Source organism: Glycomyces paridis (assembly GCF_004912155.1).
Taxonomy (GTDB): domain Bacteria; phylum Actinomycetota; class Actinomycetes; order Mycobacteriales; family Micromonosporaceae; genus Glycomyces; species Glycomyces paridis.
The window spans coordinates 138,618-157,894 of sequence record NZ_STGX01000007.1; the positions used below are offsets into that span (position 1 = coordinate 138,618).

Here is a 19,277-nt window from a genome sequence, read left to right on the forward strand (position 1 = left end):
GTAGTCCGGCCGGGCCGGCGGGTCAGCGTGATCCGGCGACGGCCGCGAGGAGCGGCTCGGCCAGATCGGGACGACAGACCAGCAGGTCCGGAAGGTACGGATCGGCATTGTTGTACCGCAGCGGAGCACCGTCGATCCGCGAGGCGTGCCAGGCAGAGGCGAGCGCCACGGCCGCCGGGGCGGCCGAGTCCCACTCGAACTGCCCGCCGGAATGCACGTAGGCGTCCACGGCACCGGTGACCACGGCCATGACCTTGGCCCCGGCCGAGCCCATGGGGACGAGCTCGGCGCCGATCGCTTCGGCGGACGCGAGCGCCTCAGCGGGCGGGCGGGTGCGGGAGACGGCGATGCGCGGCTTCCCGGCGCGGACGGGCGGAATGTCGTAGCGCTGGTCGGTGCGCATGGTCACACCTTGGGCGGGAAGGGCGACCGCGGCGGCGGTGAGGCCGAGGCCGCGCTGCCAGAGGGCGACGTGGACGGCCCAGTCGTCGCGGCCCTCTTCGGAGTACTCGCGGGTGCCGTCGAGCGGGTCGATGATCCAGACCCGGTCAGCCTCGAGGCGCTCGGTGCCGATGCGGCCCTGCTCGCCGCGGCCCTCCTCTGAGAGGACGGCGTCGCGGGGGCGCTCGGCCGCGAGGCGGCCCAGGAGGTAGTCGTCGGCGACGCGGTCGCCGGCGTCCTTGAGCGCGCGCGCGTCGCCGAAGCCGAGTTCGGTCCGGAGTTTGAGCAGCAGCTCCCCCGCGCCGGTGGCGAGGTCGGCGGCGAAGCCCGCGTCCGCTGCGTCGGCGGCCGCGGGCGTGGCGGTCGGGGCCGCGGAGGCGGCGTCGGGGGCTTCGTGCATGGAGGTCAGTCTACGCTGCGGCCCTTCCGCGTCCAAATGTTGAGCGAGGTGGTCCCGGGATTCGGGAGTCATGGTGCGGCTTCCTGTCGAGCGGAGGACGCGGCCGGCCTGGGGCCCGGGCCGCGCCCGGGGTCAGTAGGCGCCCTGGGGGCGCAGGATCGCGGTGACGGTGCGCAGGAGGATGACGAAGTCGAGGGTGAGGTTCCAGTGCTCGACGTAGCGCAGGTCGAGCCGCACGGCCTCCTCCCACGGCAGGTCGGAGCGGCCCGAGACCTGCCACAGGCCGGTCATCCCGGGCTTGACGGCGAGGCGGCGTCGCATGTCGGTCTCGTACGCGGCGACCTCGATCGCGAGCGGCGGGCGCGGGCCGACCAGGCTCATGTCGCCGCGCAGGACGTTGACCAGCTGCGGGAACTCGTCGATCGAGAAGCGGCGCAGGTACTTACCGACGGGGGTGATGCGCGGGTCGTCCTTCATCTTGAACAGGACGCCGTCGGTCTCGTTGAGGTGTGCGATCTCCGCGAGGCGCCGTTCGGCGTCGGTGTACATCGTGCGGAACTTCCAGATCGTGAACGGCTGGCCGTCCTTGCCGATGCGTTCCTGCTTGAACAGGGCCGGGCCCGGCGAGGTGCAGCGGATGAGGAAGGCCGCGCCGAGCAGCAGCGGCGAGAGCGCCAGGAGCAGCGCGGCGGCGCCGACGCGGTCGACCGCGTCCTTGGCGACGCGGCGCACGCCGGTGAGCCGGGCGTGGTCGAGGTGCAGCATCGGCAGGCCGTCGACGGGCCGCACGGTGGTCCGGTCCCCCGCGACGTCGACCAGCGCGGAGGCCACGATGAGGTCGACCTCGCTGCGTTCGAGCTGCCACGCGAGGCGCCGCAGCGCGGTGCCGTCGATCTCGGGACAGGACAGGACGATCACGGTGTCCGCCCGCTCGGCGGCGACGGCGTCGGCGATGCGGTCGAAGCTGCCGCGCACGCGGGTGTCGAAGTCCAGCAGCGCACCTCGGGGCCGGTCGGTGGGCAGGCAGGCCGCCACGACGTTGAGGCCGTGGTAGTGCTCGCGGCGCAGCTGCACGATGAGCGCCGCGACGGAGGACTCGTGGCCGACGAGCACGACCCGCTTCATGCACCTGCCGCCGCGGCGCATCCGGTGGAGCCACTTGCGCCACGCGAAGCGGGCGACGATGGACACCGCTGCGGCCGTGGGGATCGCAATGAGGACGAACACGCGCGAGGTCGGCACTTCGAGCCCGTAGGAGACGATCGCGACCGCCGCGGTCAGCGCGACCGCGGCGTGGACGACGCGCTGGTACTCCTCGGTGCCGACGAACAGGTACCGCTTCTCGAAGGCCCGCGAGAGCCCGAGCGCGGCCAGCCAGACGGCCGGGAGTGCGATGAGCGCCAGGGCGTACCAGCGGGTGTGCTGGTCGAGGTGTCCGAAGCGGGCGGCGAAGGCGAGCCCGGCGCCGAGGAGCCCGCCGGCGACGTCGCAGCCGATGATGCCCGCGAAGTACTTGCGCTGCCAGGCCGGCGGACCGCCGTACGGGCGCGTCCCTTGGGGACCGATGGAGTAGACGCGTCCCCGCGTCTCCGTGGCCTCTGCACCCTCGCGTGCCTCTGCAACCGTCACAACAGATCTAACGAGTGAATGGACGAAGAGTGACGGAAATGTCACGCTAAGGAGTACATGAGGGTGCGTCCACTGTCTTCGGTGAACGGGAGGTGTTGCATCCCAAGCGAACGAACGGAACACCGGTGCGGGTCGTAACGGCGCCTTCGGATCGGTCCGGCTGCGGCGCGCTTCCGGTTCAACCCGCCTGCGGCGCATTACTCCGCCACCGGTTCAACCCGCCTGCGGCGCGTTGAACGTGTTCTGCGCGGTGACGAAGCCCTTCTCCATGATCGCCTCGACCGCGTCGGCGGCGAGCTCGATCTGGAGTTCGACTTCGGGGCGTTCGGACTTCGCGAAGTCCTTGAGGACGTAGTCGGCCGGGTCCTGGCGGCCGGGCGGGCGCCCGATGCCGAAGCGCACGCGGGCGTAGTCCTTGGTGCCCAGGACCTTCGAGAGGGACCGCAGTCCGTTGTGGCCGCCTTCGCCGCCGTCGCGCTTGATGCGCAGCTGCCCGAAGGGGATGTCGAGCTCGTCGTGGACGGCGATCACCGATTCGGGTGCGACGCCGAAGTACTGCGCGAGCGGCCCGACGGCCTCGCCCGAGAGGTTCATGAACGTCAAGGGCTTGACGAGAATGAAGCGAGGCCCGCCTACCCCCAGGCGGGCCTCGCAGACTTCGGCGCGGACCTTGCGGTTCACGGCGAATCGACCGCCGACGCGGCGGGCGAGCGCGTCGGCAACCATGAATCCGACATTGTGACGGTTCGCGGCGTACTTCGGCCCGGGGTTCCCCAGGCCGGCCACGAGCGTCGGTGCGTCGGTCATCGTCTTTTGCCCTACTCGGCGGTCTCGCCCTCGGCGGCTTCGCCCTCGGCCTCGTCGGCGGCTTCGCCGCGCGGCTCGGAGACGGAGGCGACGGCCTGCTCGCCGTCGTTGAGGATCACGGTGCCCTCGGGGACGACGATCTCGGAGACGTAGCGCTGCGAGCCGATGGCCAGGCCTTCGAGGTCGACCTCGATGGACTCGGGGATCTGGGTGGCCTCGGCCTCGATGGAGAGGCTGGTGAGCTCGTGCACGACCAGGCCGCCCTTCTCGGCTTCGCCGACGAAGGAGATCGGGACGTCGGTGGTGATCTTCTCGCCGCGGCGCACGATGAGCAGGTCGGCGTGGACGATGTCGTCGCGGAGCGCGTCGCGCTGGATGTCCTTGGGGATCACCAGGACGCGGGTGCCGTCGGTGACTTCGACGTTGATGAGCTGGTTGGCGCCGCCCTTGCGGAGGACGGCCGCGAACTCGAGCCCGGGAAGGGAAATGTGGGTCGGCTTCTCGCCGTGGCCGTAGACCACCGCGGGAACCTTTCCAGCCCGGCGCGTACGGCGGGCACCGCCCTTCCCGAAGTCAGTGCGAGGCTCGGCGCTGATACGAACTTCGGACACGGAAATACTCCCCTGTTTTTCAAGCAACATTTCATGCGGCGCTCGACGCTTACGTCGGCATTCAGAAGGGCAGGCAGCCCTGAAAGAGACCTACGCCTTTGCGTCGATTACGGCGCCCTCTGGAGGACACCCTCGCCGTCGGCAACCCCACCAGAGTACTACGCGCATCGGATCGCGCTTGACACGGGCATCGGTGTGTGACCAGGGTCCGCCCCGCGGGGCGGACCCTTAAGAGAGGCCGCCGAAGAGGGTGGTGACGGAGCCGTCGTTGAAGACCTCCCAGATGGCCTTCGCGACGAGCGGGGCGATCGAGAGGACGGTGAGCTTCTCGAGGTCGGCGGCTTCCTTGGGGATGGGGAGCGTGTTGGTGACGATGACCTCGCTGACGGGCGCGGCGGCGAGGCGCTCGGCGGCGGGCCCGGACATGATCGGGTGGGTGGAGGCGATCACGATGTCCTCGACGCCGGACTTGGCGAGCATCTCGGCGGCCGAGCAGATGGTGCCCGCGGTGTCGATCATGTCGTCGATGAGGAGGCAGGTGCGCCCCTCGACGTCGCCGACGACCTTGTGCGCGACGACCTGGTTGGGCTTGAGGGGGTCGCGGGTCTTGTGCACGAACGCGATCGGGCAGCCGCCGAGGCGGTCGGACCAGCGCTCGGCGAGGCGCACGCGCCCGGTGTCGGGCGAGACGATCGCCATCTGGCGGTCGGCGTACTTCTCCTCGACGTAGCGCGCGAGCGTGCCCATGGCGAAGAGGTGGTCGACCGGGCCGTCGAAGAAGCCCTGGATCTGGGCGGTGTGGAGGTCGACGGTGAGGATGCGGTCGGCGCCGGCGGTCTTGAGCAGGTCGGCCATGAGGCGCGCGGAGATGGGCTCGCGGCCGCGGTGCTTCTTGTCCTGGCGCGCGTACGGGTAGAAGGGCAGCACCACGGTGATGCGCTTGGCCGAGCCGCGCTTGAGCGCGTCGATCATGATGAGGGTCTCCATGACCCACTCGTTGATCGGCGCGGGCATGGACTGGACGACGAAGGCGTCGCAGCCGCGCACCGACTCCTGGTAGCGGACGAACAGTTCCCCGTTCGCGAAGGAGTAGGCGCTCATCGGGGTCGGCGCGACCCCGAGGTGCTTGCCGATCTCCTCAGCCAGCTCCGGGTAGGCGCGCCCCGAGAAGAGCATCAGCATCTTGGAGTTGACAGCGGACATGCTCGCCATTGGGCTCCCCCATAGGTCGTCTCACCTGAACCTGTGACGGTTCCAGTGTCCCCTGCCCGGCCTGGAAGCGCGAGGGGACCGGGGCGTTTAGTGTCGCGTCACGCTTGCGACACTCCCGCCTCACCTTTCGCACGCCGGGCTGCTTGATCGGAGACGGTCCCGGGGCGCTTCCTGGCGACCCAGCCCTGGAGCGCGGCCTGGCGGGCGCGGGCGACGCCGAGGTCGCCGGGCTCGACGTCCTTGACGATGGTGGAGCCGGCGCCAATGTAGGCGCCGTCGCCGACCGAGACGGGCGCGACCAGCACGGTGTCGCAGCCGATGAAGGCGGCCTCGCCGATCTCGGTGCGGTGCTTGTGGAGGCCGTCGTAGTTGGCGGTGATGACCCCGCAGCCGATGTTGGCCTTGGCGCCGACGGTGGCGTCGCCGAGGTAGGCGAGGTGGTTGGCCTTGGCGCCGGCGCCGATCTCGACGTTCTTGGTCTCGACGAACGCGCCGACCTTGGCCGACTCGGCGAGCTTGGAGGCGGGGCGCAGGTGCGCGAAGGGGCCCACGTGGGCGCCCTCGCCGATGGTGGCCTGGTCGGCGTGGCTGCGGACGACGACCGCGCCGGCGCCCACGATGGTGTCGGTCAGGGTCGTGTCGGGCCCGATCTCGGCCCCGGAGTCGACGGCGGTGGCGCCCTTGAGCTGGACGCCGGGGTGCACGAGCACGTCGGGGGCGACCTTGGCGGTGGCGTCGATCCAGGTGGTGTCGGGGTCCTCGAGGGTGACGCCCGAGCGCATGAGGTCGGTGTTGATGCGGCGCTGGAGGATGCGGCGCAGGTCGGCGAGCTGCGAGCGGTCGTTGCAGCCGAGGGTCTCGGTGGGGTCGTCCACGACGTAGGCGCCGACGGAGTGCCCGGACTCGCGGGCGAGCTCGATGACGTCGGTGAGGTACTCCTCGCCCTGGTCGTTCGCCGAGCCGAGCCGCGAGAGCTGGGCGCGCAGGACCTCGGCGTCGAAGGCCATGGTGCCGGAGTTGATCTCGCGGATGGCGAGCTCCTCGGCGTCGGCGTCGCGGTGCTCGACGTTGCGCAGGACGTTGCCGTCGCCGTCGCGCACGATCCGGCCCAGGCCGGTGGGGTCCTCGACCACGGCGGTGAGGACGGTGACGGCGTTGCCGGTCTTCTCGTGGACCTCCACGAGTTCGGCGATGGAGCCGGCGCGCAGGAGCGGGGCGTCGCCGAAGGCGACCACGACGGTGCCTTCGAGGCCCGGGTTCGCCTCCATCGCCATGCGCACGGCGTGGCCGGTGCCCAGCTGCCGCTCCTGGAGGACGGTGTCGACCTCGGGGTCGACCTCGGCGAGGTGGGCCCGGACCTGGTCGGCGGCGGCGCCGACGACGACGATCCGGCGGCTCGAACCGGCGGACTTGACGCTGCGGAGGACGTGCCCCAGCAGGGACCTCCCCAGCAGTTCGTGCAGGACCTTGGGTCGGGCGGACTTCATGCGGGTGCCCAGGCCAGCGGCCAGGATGATCGCCGAACGCTCACTGCTCATGATGGGCCATGGTAGTCGGTTGCGGCGAGGTGTACAGCCCGCCCCGGCGAGCGCCTCCCCCGGCGGGCCATTACCGAATCGTTACGAATGGAACACGTTCTCCACAGCTCGGAGACTTGTGCGATCTCGGTCACCCGTCATATGTTGCAGTCAACAACAAATACAGGAGGCACCTCTCTCATGCACTTCTCGACCAACCCCGGGTCCGGCGGTCGCCGCACCGCCCGGGCCGCGCTGGGAGCGACCGCCGCGGCGGCGCTCGCACTCACCATGACCGCCTGCAACGCCGGAGAAGACGACGCGGGCGGCGGCGGGGACGCCCCGCTCGTCGGCGTCATCCTCCCCGACTCGGCCTCCTCCGACCGCTGGGAGACCGCCGACCGCAAGTACCTCGAAGCCGCCTTCGACGCCGCCGGCGTCGAGCACGACATCCAGAACGCCCAGGGCAGCCGCGAGGACTTCCAGACCATCGCCGACCAGATGCTCACCAAGGGCGTCGACGTCCTCATCACCGTCAACCTCGACTCCGGCACCGGAGCGACGGTCATCGAGAAGGCCAAGTCCCAGGGCGTGGCGACCATCGACTACGACCGCCTCACCGAGGGCGGCGGCGCCGACTACTACGTGAGCTTCGACAACGAGCGCGTCGGCGTCCTCCAGGGCGAAGGCCTCGTCACCTGCCTCGAAGGCGTCGAGAAGCCGCTCATCGCCGAGCTCAACGGCTCCCCCACCGACAACAACGCCACCCTGTTCAAGAACGGCTACGACTCCGTCCTCGACCCGCTCTACGCCGACGGCACCTTCGAGAAGGGCCCCGACGAGTGGGTGCCCGACTGGGACAACGCCCAGGGCGGCACGCTCTTCGAGCAGATGCTCACCGACACCGGCACCGAGGTCGACGGCGTCCTGGCCGCCAACGACGGCCTCGCCCACGCCGTCATCACCGTCCTGGAGCGCAACAGCCTCAACGGGACCGTGCCCGTCACCGGGCAGGACGCCACCATCCAGGGCCTCCAGAACATCCTCTCCGGCGACCAGTGCATGACCGTGTACAAGGCCATCGAAGAGGAGGCCAACGCCGCCGCCGAACTCGCCGTCGCGCTCGCCAACGGCGAGAAGCCGACCACCGACGCCACCGTCGTCGACCCGGTCACCAGCGCCGACGTCGCCTCGGTGCTCCTCGAACCGGTCGCCGTCACCGCCCACAACATCCAGGACGTCGTCGACGACGGCTACGCCGACCCGGCGGAGCTGTGCGCGGGCGACTACGCCCCGCTGTGCGAAGAGCACGGGATCGGTTAGGGGCCGCACGTGCTGCTCGAACTCACCGGCCTCTCGAAGCGCTTCGGACCGGTGGAGGTCCTCTCCGACGTCGATCTGTCGATCGACGCCGGAGAGGTCTGCGCCCTGGTCGGCGACAACGGCGCCGGCAAGTCCACCCTCGTCAAGTGCGTGGCGGGCATCCACGCCATCGACGGGGGCTCCATCAGCGTGAACGACGAGGTCCGCGCCATCTCCGGGCCGCGCGACGCCGCGGCCCTCGGCATCGAGGTCGTCTACCAGGACCTCGCCCTGTGCGACAACCTCGACGTGGTCGAGAACCTCTTCCTCGGGCGCGAGAAGGTCCGCGGCCTCGTCCTCGACGACGACGCCATGGAGCAGCTCGCCGCCGAGACGCTCTCCTCGCTCGCGGTGCGCACCATCCGCAACCTGCGCCAGCCGGTCGCCAGCCTCTCCGGCGGCCAGCGCCAGACCGTCGCCATCGCCAAGGCGGTGCTGTGGAACTCGCGGCTGGTCATCCTCGACGAGCCCACCGCCGCGCTCGGCGTGGCCCAGACCCGGCAGGTCCTCGAACTCATCCGGCGCCTCGCCGACCAGGGCCTGGCCGTCCTCTACATCTCCCACAACCTCAACGACGTCTTCGCCGTCGCCGACCGGATCGCCGCGCTCTATTTGGGGCGCATGGCGGCGGTGCTCGACGCGGCCGACGCCACCCAGTCGCAGGTGGTCGAGCTGATCACCAGCGGCCGGTCCGGGACCCTCGGGCTCGGCGCGGACACGAACGGAGCCCGGACGTGAGTACCTCAGTGCAAGTCGACGACGCCGAGACCCGGCCCGAGGCCGGGCCCGAGCCGGGCGCGGTGCGCGCGGTGGCCGAGCACCTGAAGGGGTACTGGGCCGAGGTGCGCTCGGGCGAGGTCGGCGCGCTGCCGGCCGTCGCGGGGATCATCGCGCTGTGCGTGTTCTTCGGGATCTCGCAGCCGGTGTTCCTGTCGGTGGGCAACCTCGCGAACCTCTTCGGGCAGGGCGCGGCCGTCGCGTGCATCGCCATGGGCCTGGTGTTCGTGCTGGTCATCGGCGAGATCGACCTGTCGGCGGGGTTCGCCTCGGGCGTGTGCGCGGCGGTCATGGCGGTGATCCTCACCGACTGGGGGATGCCGTGGCCGCTCGCGATCGGTGCGGCCATCGCCGCGGGCGTGGCGATCGGGTTGCTGATCGGGACGCTGGTGGTGAAGCTCGGCATTCCCTCGTTCGTGGTGACGCTCGCGGCGTTCCTGGCGTTCCAGGGGATCGTGCTCATGATCCTCGACGAGGGCAGCAACATCACGATCCACGACGAGACGGTGAAGGCCGTCGCGGGCGGGAACCTGGAACGCTGGCAGGGCTGGACGCTGCTGGTGGTGACGATCGCGGCTTACGCTGGGCTGCAACTGAACCGGTGGCGGCGGCGGGTGGCGCGGTCGCTCGTGCACGAGCCGCTCGCGGTGGTGGCGGCGCGCATCCTCGCGCTAGGGGCGCTGCTGACGGCGACGGTGTTCCTGCTGAATCTGGAGCGTTCGGCGAACCCGCAGATCATCTCGCTCACCGGTGTGCCGGTGGTGGTCGCGCTCCTGGGCGCGTTCTTCGCGATCTGGACGTTCGTGCTGCACCGCACCAGGTTCGGGCGGCACTTGTACGCGGTGGGCGGCAACGCCGAGGCGGCGGTGCGCGCGGGGGTCAACGTCGACCGGGTGCGCATCGCGGCGTTCGTCATCTGCTCGGGGATGGCGGCGGTCGGCGGGGTGGTCGCGGCCTCCCGTGCGGCTTCGGTGGACCCGAACACCGGAGGGTCCAATGTGCTCCTGCTTTCCGTGGGTGCGGCGGTGATCGGCGGTGCTAGCCTCTTCGGTGGCAAGGGCACGGTGCGGGCCGCCCTACTGGGAGGAGCGGTGGTGGCGATCATCAACAACGGCATGGGGCTCATGGGTCTCAGCGCCGGTGTGCGCTTCGGGGTGACGGGGGCGGTGCTGCTGCTCGCGGCGGGCGTCGACGCGATGTCCCGGGGCCGGGGCAAGCTGTTCGGCAGGCACTGAGCGGTGGCTCGGCCCGGGACCGAGGAGCTGCGGCGGCGCAATCGCGCGGCGCTGCTCGAACAGCTCCACCGGCACGGTCCCCAGACGCGCGCCGAACTCACCGAGGCCTTGGGGCTCAACCGCTCCACGATCGCCACGATCGCGACGGACCTGGCCGAGTCGGGTCACATCCAGGAGACGACGGGGCGGTCGACCGGTTCGGCCGGCCGGCCCTCGACCCTGGTCGAGTGCGTGCCGAAGGCGGAGTCGGTGGCGGCGGTGGAGATCCGCGCCGACCGCGTCCGGTTCGCGCTGTTCGGGCTCGGCGGGGAGGTGCTGGAGCGGGCGGAGTCCCCTCTGCTGACGGGGGTGGAGGGTCCTGCGGCCGCCGAGGCGGCGGCGGCGCTCGTCGGCGGCTCGGGCGCCGAGGCGGTCGCGGCGGTGCCGGGCCTGGTGGACGCCGGTGCGGTCGCGCATTCGACGGAGCTGGGCTGGACGGGCCGCGACGTGGCCGCCGACCTGGCGGCCGCGACCAGCCGCGAGTGGCGCGTGGTCGACACGGCGACCGCCGCCGCGGTCGGCGAGTGGTCGCGCGGCGACGCCCACGACGCGACGCGCCTGCTGTACCTGCACGGCGGGCGAGGCCTGACGGCCGGCCTCGTGGTGGAGGGCCGTGCGCAGCGCGGCGGCTCGATCCAGTTGGGGCACATCGTGGTCGAACCGGGCGGCCTCGCCTGCGCGTGCGGTCTGCGCGGGTGCCTGGAAGCGGAGATGGAGGCCTTCGGCTACGCCGAGGACATCGAGAGCGCCACCGCCGCAGCGGGCATGGGCGACGCCGCGGCACGGGACGGCCTGCGCCGCTCGGGCGAGGACCTCGGCCGGGCCCTGGGCGCGGTGGTGACCGCGACCGGTCCCGACGAGATCCTCTTCGGCGGATGGCTGCGAGAGCTCTACCTCTCGGCCGCGGCCCCCGTCAGATCCGCGCTCGCAGAGACGACCCTCCCGCACCTCCGCTCACGCCTGCGCCTGCGCACACCGGTCCTGGGCGAGGAGGGCCCCCTCATCGGCGCCGCCGAGACCGGCTTCGCAGCCCTGATCGACCGAATGCGCTGACCGCGACGGGCCCAGCGCAAGAGTGGTACGGTTTTTCGTACAATTCTTGTAATACAGAAAGTACGACTGACCTGGGGGAATGCTGAACCATGACCATCACCGCCAGTGAGGCCCGAAAGAACCTGTTCCCGCTCATCAAGAAGGTCAACGACGACCATGCGCCCGTGCGCATCGCCTCGAAGAACGGCAACGCCGTGCTGATCTCCGAGGAGGACTACGAGGCGTGGCAGGAGACGATGTTCCTGCTCCGCTCGCGCCGCAACGCCGAGCGCCTGATGCGGTCCATCGCCGAGATGGACGCGGGCGGCGGCACCGTCCGCGACCTCATCGAAGTCGAGGACGACTGAGTGAAGACGGTCTTCTCCGAAGAGGGCTGGGAGGACTACACCTCCTGGGCGGAATCCGATCGCAAGGTCGTCAAGCGAATCAACCGTCTGGTCAAGGAGATCAAGAGCGAGCCGTTCACCGGCATCGGCAAGCCCGAGCCGTTGAAGGGCCCATTGTCGGGCTGGTGGTCGCGGCGGATCGACGACGAGCACCGGCTGGTCTACCGGGTGCGGGACGACGTCCTCGGAATCATCCAGGCACACGGGCACTACGGCGGTTAGTCGTCGCGAACGTGGTCGCGGACCGCTTGCGCGGCAAGGAGTTCGGCTGGCCCGCCAGGACTCGAACCTGAAATGACTGAACCAAAATCAGTAGTGTTGCCAATTACACCACGGGCCATTGCGGGCGCGCCTCGACGGCGCGTCCGCGCGCCCATTCTAGCAGCAGGGGGCCACGGGTCCTTTCCGCGCCGTTGGCCGCGGCCCGCGCCGGGTCGGTCGGGCGTCAGGGCTCCGACCAGACGTGATCGGGGACCTGGTCGAGGATCTGGTGCAGGAAGTCGGCGTGCGCGAAGACCTCTTCGAGGCGGAGGGGCCCGGAGCGGAAGGTGAGGAGCCAGGCGCCTTCGAAGCGCCAGCGGTTCACACGGGCGCGCGGGTCGGCGAGCATCCACTCCATCGTCCGCGGGTGGATCACGTCGTGCGCGAAGCGCGGGCTGGCCGACTCGATGAAGTACAGGTCGTTGAAGGCCCGGTTCTCGAACTGGAGGTCCCTCGCGCGGCGCCGCGACCGGGCCGTCTCGTGCGTGACCTCGAGGTACGGGCGCGAGGCGGGCAGGCTCACCGCCACCACCTGGTGGTCGTGGGTGGACTCGTCCTCGCCGTTGCCGGTGCGGTACTGGAGCTGGAAGAAGTGCAGGTGCCTGCCGCGGTGCGTCCCGCGGAACACGTCGAGGGCGACCCGGGCGTGGCCCGAGGTGAACGGGGCGTGCGCCGAGAGCTCCAGTGCCGAGGGCTCCGAGGTCCAGTAGTGGAAGCCGTGGTGCCCGGCCCAGGCGTGGTTGGCGTCGATCCGCTGCTGTCGGCGCTTGCGCCCGTAGTGGACGAGCAGGACGACGAGGGTGACGAGGCCCCCGATCGAGCCGACGCACACGAGCGCCGTGATCGTGACGCCCGCGACGGCCGCTGCGTCGGTCACGGGGCCTCCTCGGGGGAAACGGCCGCGGGCCGCGCCTGTCGGCGCGGCCCGCGGGTCCGGGTCAGTTGTTGGACCAGACGTGCTTGGGCACTTGGGCGTAGACGTCGATGAGGAAGTCCGCGTAGAAGAAGACCTCTTCGAGCTTGAGCGCGCCTGAGCGGAACGTCATGAGCCAGGGTCCTTCGAACCGCCACGAGTAGGCGCGGGCGCGCTGGTCGGCGAGCATCCACTCCATGGTCCGGGCGTGGATGACGTCGAACGCGAACCGGCGGTTCGGCGACTTGATCCTGAAGGTGTCGTTGAAGGTCTGGTTCTCGAAGTCGATGTCCTTGGCGAACCGCTTGGTCAGGAAGTTCTCCTGGCTGATGTCCAGCAGCGGCCGGTGCGTCGGCAGGCCGATCGCGACCACCTGGTTGAGGTGCGTCTGCGACTCCTTGCCGCTGCCGGTCGTGTACTGGTACTGGAAGAACACGATGTGCAGGTTCTTGTACATGCCGCGGAAGACGTCGACGCCCTTGCGGGAGTGGCCCTCGTTGAAAGGCTCCTCAGTGGACAGACCGACCACTGAGTTGTCGCTCGGCTCGTACGTGAAGTGGTACTGGGCCGCCCAGGCCCGGTACATCGCGATCTTCTTCTGGCGGGCGCGCCAGGCGAAATAGGCGCCGACGCCCACGACCAGGACGCACAGGACGTAGACCCACCACGGGTTGTCGGATGAACTCACGGGGATGTTCCTTCGGGGGCGGTTGGGGGATCGGGCCGGCTAGCGGCCGTAGGGCTGCTGGCCGTAACCGGGCTGCTGCGGCTGCTGAGGCTGCTGCGGGTAGCCCGGCTGGGGCGGCATCTGGCCGTACCCGGGCTGCGGGGCGCCGTAACCGGGCTGGGGCGCCGGCGGCTGGCCGTAACCGGGCTGCTGCGGCGCCTGGCCGTAGCCGGGCTGGGGCTGCTGCTGGTAGCCGACCTGCTGGGGCTGTCCGTAACCGGGCGGCACCTGGCCGGGCGGGGCCTGCGGCGGCAGCTGCTGCTGCTGGGGCTGCTGCATGAAGCCGGGCTGGCCCATGTCGCGCATCTTCGGGGCCGTGCGGGCGGCCGGGTTGTCCAGCTCGAAGTACTCCTCGGGCTTGAAGCCGCCCATCTTCGCGGAGATCGAACCGGGGAAGACCTGGAGCGAGGTGTTGTACTCGCGCACGTTCGCGTTGTAGAAGCGGCGCGGGGCCGCGATGCGGTTCTCGGTCTCGGTGATCTCGGTCTGGAGCTGGAGGAAGTTCTGGTTGGTCTGGAGCGCCGGGTAGGACTCCTGCATGTGGATGACGCCGCGGATGGCGTTCCCCAGCTGGCCCTCCGCCGCGCCCTGGGCGGCGTGGCCCTGGCCCGGGTCCTGGCGGGCCTGCATGGCCATCGCGCGCGCCTCGGCGACCTGCCGCAGCGTGGCGTTCTCCGACCCCGCGGCCTGCTGCACGACGTACATCAGGTTGTCCAGGAGGTCGTACCGCCGCTGAAGCTCGACGTCGATCTGCGCCCACGACTCCTGCGTGATGTTCCGCAGCCGGACCAGCTTGTTGCGACCGCCGAGGGCCGCGAACAGCAGGATGAGCCCGATCAAGACGACGATGACGAGAATGACGATGACAGTGGTCATGGAATGAGAGCTTAATGCATCTCTGCCAGCGGGAGCGTCCTGCCTTGTCGCCGCCCGCGGGGCAGGACGGGCGCCCGCCCGGGCCCGAAACGGCCGCGCCGCCGCGGTGCCGGAGGGCACGGCGCGGCGGCGCGGATCGGAGGCACGGCGGCGCGTTGCGGCGACGCGATGCGGTCTGACGATTCTGGTCGCCGAGTCTCGTGGCCGGCGAGGTGTGGCCGGCATGACACGGCCGCACAGGTTGCGGCGCGGGTCCGGAACGAGCGGGACCCGCGACCATCGGCGCCCGTGCGCGGGCGTGTCGGCCCGCCCGTCTCACCGACCGCGTCCGCTACCGCTGGACGCGGCTACGAGTGGGCGTGCTCGACCACGGCGACGAGTTCGGCCGCGACCGTCCGCGCCACCGGCTCCTCGGAAGCCTCGACCATGACGCGCACGAGCGGCTCGGTCCCCGAGGGGCGCAGCAGCACCCGCCCGTCAGAACCCAGCTTCGCCTGCCACTGCGCGACCGCGTCCCGCACCGACTCGTGGTCGATCACGGACTTGTCGGCGACACGCACGTTCACCAGCACCTGCGGCGCCGGGGTGAACACCGACGCGAGGTCGCCCAGGGCGCGGCCGGTCGCGGCCATGCGCGCCAGCAGCATGATCGCCGTCAGCGTGCCGTCCCCGGTCGTGGCGTGGTCGGACAGGATGATGTGCCCCGACTGCTCCCCGCCTAGCGAGAAGTCCCCCTCGCCGAGGCGTTCGAGCACGTAGCGGTCGCCCACGCCGGTGATCTCCAGCTTGATCCCGGCCGCGCCCATCGCCTGGTGCAGGCCGAGGTTGCTCATCACCGTGGTCACGAGCGTGTCCCCGCGCAGCGTCCCGGCCTCGCGCATCGCCAGCGCCAGGATCGCCATGATCGCGTCCCCGTCGACGTCGTTGCCCTCGGCGTCGACGGCCAGGCAGCGGTCGGCGTCGCCGTCGAGCGCGATCCCGGCGTCGGCGCCGTGCGCGAGGACGGCGGCGCGCAGACCCTCCATGTGGGTCGAGCCGCAGTTCTCGTTGATGTTGAGGCCGTCGGGGTCGTCGTTGATGGTGACGACCTCGGCGCCGGCCCGGCGCAGGGCCTCGGGGGCCGCGCCGGTGGCCGCGCCGTTGGCGGGGTCGAGCACGACCTTCAGGCCGTCGAGGGGGTTCGGGCACACGGTGACCAGGTGCTCGATGTAGGCCTCGACGGGGTCGACGGAGCGGGCGATGCGCCCGACGCCCTCGGCCTGCGGGAGGGGCGTCGTGTCGCCCATGGCCGCTTCGATGGCATCCTCGACCTCGTCGGGGAGCTTGCGGCCGCCGGCCGCGAAGAACTTGATGCCGTTGTCGGGCATGGGGTTGTGCGAGGCCGAGACCATGACGCCGAAGTCGGCGCCGGTCAGGGCGGTGAGGTGGGCGACCGCAGGCGTGGGAAGGATGCCCAGGTCGATGACCTTCGCGCCGGCGGCGGCGAGCCCGGCGGCGCTGGCGGCGGCGAGCATCTCGCCGGAGGCGCGGGGGTCGCGGCCGATGACGGCGACGGTGCGCCGGTCGGAGGCGCCGAGCACCTTCGCGGCGGCGATGCTGAGGCGGAGTGCCAGGTCGGGCGTGAGGTCGGCGTTCGCCCGCCCCCGTACGCCGTCGGTGCCGAACAGTCGAGACACGGTGTGGCTTCCCATCTTGCGGTGCCGGCTCGGGTCCCGCGGCCCGCTCGCGGCGGGGCCTGCGGACCTGGATGCGGTTCAGGGCGTCGCCCTGGGGCCCGGGACCGGTCCTGTGGCTTGGTGGCGGATGCCGTGCGGCATACCCGTTCGCGAAAAGAGCGAGGGGCTGCCGAGGATGTCCTCCTCGGCAGCCCCGTCGCCTGTGCAGACTAGCGCGTTTCCCCGTCCTCGGCGACGCCTGTGCGGCGTCGGTGTCCGAGGACGGTGGAGTCGTGCTAGCGCTTCGAGTACTGCGGCGCCTTACGCGCCTTCTTGAGACCGTACTTCTTGCTTTCCTTCTCGCGGGCGTCGCGGGTCAGGAAACCGGCGGCCTTGAGGGCCGGGCGCATGTTCGGGTCGACTTCGAGCAGGGCCCGGGCGATGCCGAGGCGGAGCGCGCCGGCCTGGCCGGTGGCACCGCCGCCGTGGATGTTGACCAGGACGTCGAAGTTGTCGCCGGCCTCGACGGTCACGAAGGGCTCGGCCACGGTCTGCTGGTGGACCTTGCTGGGGAAGTAGTCTTCGAGGCTCTTGCCGTTGACGACGTACTTGCCGGTGCCGGCGACCAGGCGCACGCGGGCGATGGCGCGCTTGCGGCGGCCCACGGTCTGGATGGCGCGGTCGGCCGGGACCATGGGGATGCTGGGCACGGACGGCGCGGCGGCGACGTCGGCGGGGACCTCGACCGGGATGTCGGCGGGAACGTCGACGGGGGTCTCTGCGACCTCGGCGACCTCGGCGACCTCGACGGTTTCGGCGGGGGTCTCGACGGCCTCGACGGCTTCGGTTTCGACGGCCTCGTTGGCCTGGATCTCGTCACTCATGTGGTTGCTCCTGTTCCGCCCGCGCCTACTGCGCGATCTTCTTGATCTCGTACGGCTTCGGCTGCTGGGCGGCGTGCGGGTGGCCCGGGCCCGGGTAGACCTTCAGCTTCTTGGACACGGCGCGGCCGAGCTTGTTCTTCGGCAGCATGCCGAAGACGGCCTTCTCGACCACCTTGTGGGGGGCCTTCTGCATCAGCTCGGCGTAGGACTTCTCCTTGAGACCGCCCGGGTAGCCGGAGTGGCGGTAGGCCTTCTTGGTCTGGAGCTTGTTCCGGGTGAGCACGACCTTCTCGGCGTTGACGACGATGACGTAGTCACCGGTGTCGGCGTTCGGCGCGAAGGTGGGCTTGTGCTTGCCGCGGAGCAGATCGGCTGCGTGCGTCGCGAGACGACCCAACACCACGTCGGTCGCGTCGATCACGAGCCACTGCGGGTCGATGTCGCCCGGCTTGGGGCTGTACGTCGGCACAGTGTTACCTAGCTTTCGTTGTCGGTGTGGAACGAATCCCGTAGATGAAACGGGACCGCCTGAATCCCCCCGCGGCCTCGACGGCACGCGCCCGCCCTGGTCGGGCGGGTGGGGATTCGTTGGACAGCGTCTCCGTCGCGTCACGCCCGGTCCTCGGACCGGCCGCCGCGCGGCGACACTCGAACAACAGCTGCCTAGTTTACGCGGTCACGGCGGCGCCCCCGAAGGCACCCGCCGTGACCTCGGATACAGCGTCCCCGGCGGGTCGGGGACGCCGGGGACGGGTGGTCAGCGGGTCTCTACGACGGGGAGGTAGACCTTGCCGCCGCCGTCGAGGAACTCCTCGCTCTTCTCGGCCATGCCCTTGGCGGCGTACTCCTTGAGTTCCTGGCTGATCTTCATGGAGCAGAACTTGGGGCCGCACATGGAGCAGAAGTGGGCGGTCTTGGCGGGTTCGGCGGGGAGGGTCTCGTCGTGGTACTCGCGGGCCCGGTCGGGGTCGAGGGAGAGGTTGAACTGGTCCTGCCAGCGGAACTCGAAGCGGGCCTTGGAGAGGGCGTCGTCGCGTTCCTGGGCCTTGGGGTGGCCTTTGGCGAGGTCGGAGGCGTGGGCGGCGATCTTGTAGGCGATGACGCCTTCCTTGACGTCCTCGCGGTCGGGCAGGCCGAGGTGCTCCTTGGGGGTGACGTAGCAGAGCATGGCGGTGCCGAACCAGCCGATCATGGCCGCGCCGATGGCGGAGGTGATGTGGTCGTAGGCGGGCGCGATGTCGGTGGTGAGGGGCCCGAGGGTGTAGAAGGGGGCCTCGCCGCAGATGTCCTGCTGGAGGTCGACGTTCTCCTTGATCTTGTGCATGGGGACGTGGCCGGGGCCTTCGACCATGACCTGGACGTCGTACTCCCACGCGATGTGGGTGAGTTCGCCGAGGGTGCGCAGTTCGGCGAACTGGGCCTCGTCGTTGGCGTCGGCGATGGAGCCGGGGCGCAGGCCGTCGCCGAGGGAGAAGGCGATGTCGTACTTCGCGAAGATCTCGCACAGTTCGCGGTAGTGCGTGTAGAGGAAGTTCTCCTCGTGGTGGGCGAGGCACCAGGCGGCCATGATCGAGCCGCCGCGCGAGACGATGCCGGTGACGCGGCGGGCGGCGAGGGGCACGTGGCGCAGCAGGACGCCCGCGTGCACGGTCATGTAGTCGACGCCCTGTTCCGCCTGCTCGATGATGGTGTCGCGGTAGACCTCCCAGCTGAGTTTCACCGGGTCGCCGTTGACCTTCTCCAGGGCCTGGTAGAGGGGGACGGTGCCGATCGGGACGGGCGAGTTGCGCATGATGTGCTCGCGGGTCTCGTGGATGTGCTTGCCGGTGGAGAGGTCCATGACGGTGTCGGCGCCCCATTTGACGGCCCAGGTGAGCTTCTCGACCTCGGCGGCGATGGAGTCGGAGACGGCGGAGGTGCCGATGTTGGCGTTGATCTTCGTGAGGAAGTGCTTGCCGATGATCATCGGCTCGGTCTCGGGGTGGTTGACGTTCGCGGGCAGGATCGCGCGCCCGGCGGCGATCTCCGCGCGCACGAACTCTTCGTCGAGCCCTTCGCGGAGGGCCACGAACGCCATCTCCGGGGTCACGACCCCCTGCTTCGCGTAGTGCAGCTGGGTCCGGCACGGGAACGCAGCCCCGCCGACCTCCACGCCGCCGGCCTCCCGCTCGGCGATCCAGTGCGCCCGCAACTGCGGCAACCCGACCTCGGGCTCCGACCCGGGCCCGGACGTGTCGTAGAGCCGCACCGGCACCTCCCCGCCGCTCAGCGCCACCTCGGTGAAGGGCACCCGGATGTCCGCCCTTGCGCCTTCGACGTAGACCTTCGACCTACCGTTCATGCTGTCTCCTCGCATTCTGAAATGAACCGACCCGAGCCCGTCGAACACCGACCGCCCGGAAATGTCAGACCCCCATGTCAGGGTTCGAACCGGGGGCCCAGCGGACCCCATATAGCGCCTTCGCCGCGCCCGAAAAAACCCACGTGATGCC

At 70.5% G+C, this 19,277-nt stretch carries 19 protein-coding genes and 1 tRNA gene; 6 read left to right on the forward strand and 14 right to left on the reverse strand.

Annotation, left to right across the window (positions count from 1 at the left end; genetic code table 11):
- Window positions 1-22: 22 nt before the first annotated feature.
- The 6 genes from E9998_RS11160 to glmU all read right to left on the reverse strand — a co-directional run bounded on the left by E9998_RS11160 (window position 23) and on the right by glmU (window position 6,638).
- Window positions 23-841: an inositol monophosphatase family protein gene (locus tag E9998_RS11160; protein ID WP_136529778.1), complete on the reverse strand. Its 819-nt coding sequence runs from the start codon at window positions 839-841 to the stop codon at window positions 23-25.
- Window positions 842-973: 132 nt separating this feature from the next.
- Window positions 974-2,470 carry a sugar transferase gene (locus E9998_RS11165; protein ID WP_240037571.1) on the reverse strand — a complete coding sequence of 499 codons (1,497 nt, stop codon included), beginning with the start codon at window positions 2,468-2,470 and terminating at the stop codon, window positions 974-976.
- 213 nt (window positions 2,471-2,683) lie between these two features.
- Complete coding sequence (pth, locus tag E9998_RS11170; protein ID WP_136529780.1) at window positions 2,684-3,277, reverse strand: aminoacyl-tRNA hydrolase; 594 nt, start codon at window positions 3,275-3,277, stop codon at window positions 2,684-2,686.
- Between the two features lie 11 nt (window positions 3,278-3,288).
- Window positions 3,289-3,918: a 50S ribosomal protein L25/general stress protein Ctc gene (locus tag E9998_RS11175; RefSeq protein WP_240037572.1), complete on the reverse strand. Its 630-nt coding sequence runs from the start codon at window positions 3,916-3,918 to the stop codon at window positions 3,289-3,291.
- A gap of 198 nt (window positions 3,919-4,116) precedes the next feature.
- Entirely contained in the window at window positions 4,117-5,100 is a 984-nt protein-coding gene (locus E9998_RS11180) for a ribose-phosphate diphosphokinase (protein WP_136529782.1), read from the reverse strand.
- A gap of 98 nt (window positions 5,101-5,198) precedes the next feature.
- Window positions 5,199-6,638, reverse strand: coding sequence for a bifunctional UDP-N-acetylglucosamine diphosphorylase/glucosamine-1-phosphate N-acetyltransferase GlmU (gene glmU, locus E9998_RS11185; RefSeq protein ID WP_136529783.1), 1,440 nt, complete (start codon window positions 6,636-6,638; stop codon window positions 5,199-5,201).
- A gap of 180 nt (window positions 6,639-6,818) precedes the next feature.
- Between glmU and E9998_RS11190 the strand changes: the two genes are divergently transcribed.
- From E9998_RS11190 to E9998_RS11215, 6 genes are all read left to right on the forward strand, one after another.
- The gene (locus tag E9998_RS11190; RefSeq protein WP_136529784.1) at window positions 6,819-7,940 is read left to right on the forward strand and encodes a sugar ABC transporter substrate-binding protein; all 1,122 of its coding nucleotides are present in this window, start codon (window positions 6,819-6,821) and stop codon (window positions 7,938-7,940) included.
- Window positions 7,941-7,949: 9 nt separating this feature from the next.
- Window positions 7,950-8,717: an ATP-binding cassette domain-containing protein gene (locus tag E9998_RS11195; RefSeq protein ID WP_136529785.1), complete on the forward strand. Its 768-nt coding sequence runs from the start codon at window positions 7,950-7,952 to the stop codon at window positions 8,715-8,717.
- On the forward strand, window positions 8,714-9,991 hold the full coding sequence (locus E9998_RS11200) for a sugar ABC transporter permease (RefSeq protein WP_240037573.1): 1,278 nt from the start codon (window positions 8,714-8,716) through the stop codon (window positions 9,989-9,991). Before E9998_RS11195 ends, E9998_RS11200 begins: the two co-directional genes overlap by 4 nt.
- Before the next feature lie 3 nt (window positions 9,992-9,994).
- A complete protein-coding gene (locus tag E9998_RS11205) occupies window positions 9,995-11,083 on the forward strand; it encodes an ROK family protein (RefSeq protein WP_136529786.1) in 1,089 nt (362 codons plus the stop codon).
- 89 nt (window positions 11,084-11,172) lie between these two features.
- Window positions 11,173-11,430, forward strand: a complete 258-nt coding sequence (locus E9998_RS11210; RefSeq protein WP_136529787.1) for a type II toxin-antitoxin system Phd/YefM family antitoxin — start codon at window positions 11,173-11,175, stop codon at window positions 11,428-11,430.
- Window positions 11,431-11,691: a Txe/YoeB family addiction module toxin gene (locus tag E9998_RS11215; protein ID WP_136529788.1), complete on the forward strand. Its 261-nt coding sequence runs from the start codon at window positions 11,431-11,433 to the stop codon at window positions 11,689-11,691.
- Between the two features lie 46 nt (window positions 11,692-11,737).
- On the opposite strand, the gene E9998_RS11220 is transcribed toward E9998_RS11215, so the two are convergent.
- The 8 genes from E9998_RS11220 to thiC form a co-directional block, all read right to left on the reverse strand.
- Window positions 11,738-11,809: transfer RNA gene (locus E9998_RS11220), tRNA-Gln, on the reverse strand.
- Window positions 11,810-11,914: 105 nt separating this feature from the next.
- Entirely contained in the window at window positions 11,915-12,607 is a 693-nt protein-coding gene (locus E9998_RS11225; protein ID WP_136529789.1) for a hypothetical protein, read from the reverse strand.
- A 61-nt stretch (window positions 12,608-12,668) separates the two neighbouring features.
- Window positions 12,669-13,331 carry a hypothetical protein gene (locus tag E9998_RS11230; protein WP_136529790.1) on the reverse strand — a complete coding sequence of 221 codons (663 nt, stop codon included), beginning with the start codon at window positions 13,329-13,331 and terminating at the stop codon, window positions 12,669-12,671.
- 39 nt (window positions 13,332-13,370) lie between these two features.
- Window positions 13,371-14,246 (reverse strand): LemA family protein, encoded by an 876-nt coding sequence (locus E9998_RS11235; RefSeq protein ID WP_192907081.1) that lies wholly within the window; start codon window positions 14,244-14,246, stop codon window positions 13,371-13,373.
- A gap of 347 nt (window positions 14,247-14,593) precedes the next feature.
- On the reverse strand, window positions 14,594-15,922 hold the full coding sequence (glmM, locus tag E9998_RS11240; protein WP_136529791.1) for a phosphoglucosamine mutase: 1,329 nt from the start codon (window positions 15,920-15,922) through the stop codon (window positions 14,594-14,596).
- A 275-nt stretch (window positions 15,923-16,197) separates the two neighbouring features.
- Window positions 16,198-16,785: a 30S ribosomal protein S9 gene (rpsI, locus tag E9998_RS11245; RefSeq protein WP_136529792.1), complete on the reverse strand. Its 588-nt coding sequence runs from the start codon at window positions 16,783-16,785 to the stop codon at window positions 16,198-16,200.
- Between the two features lie 25 nt (window positions 16,786-16,810).
- On the reverse strand, window positions 16,811-17,254 hold the full coding sequence (rplM, locus tag E9998_RS11250; RefSeq protein ID WP_136529793.1) for a 50S ribosomal protein L13: 444 nt from the start codon (window positions 17,252-17,254) through the stop codon (window positions 16,811-16,813).
- A 288-nt stretch (window positions 17,255-17,542) separates the two neighbouring features.
- Entirely contained in the window at window positions 17,543-19,126 is a 1,584-nt protein-coding gene (gene thiC / locus E9998_RS11255; protein ID WP_136529794.1) for a phosphomethylpyrimidine synthase ThiC, read from the reverse strand.
- Between the last annotated feature and the right edge of the window lie 151 nt (window positions 19,127-19,277).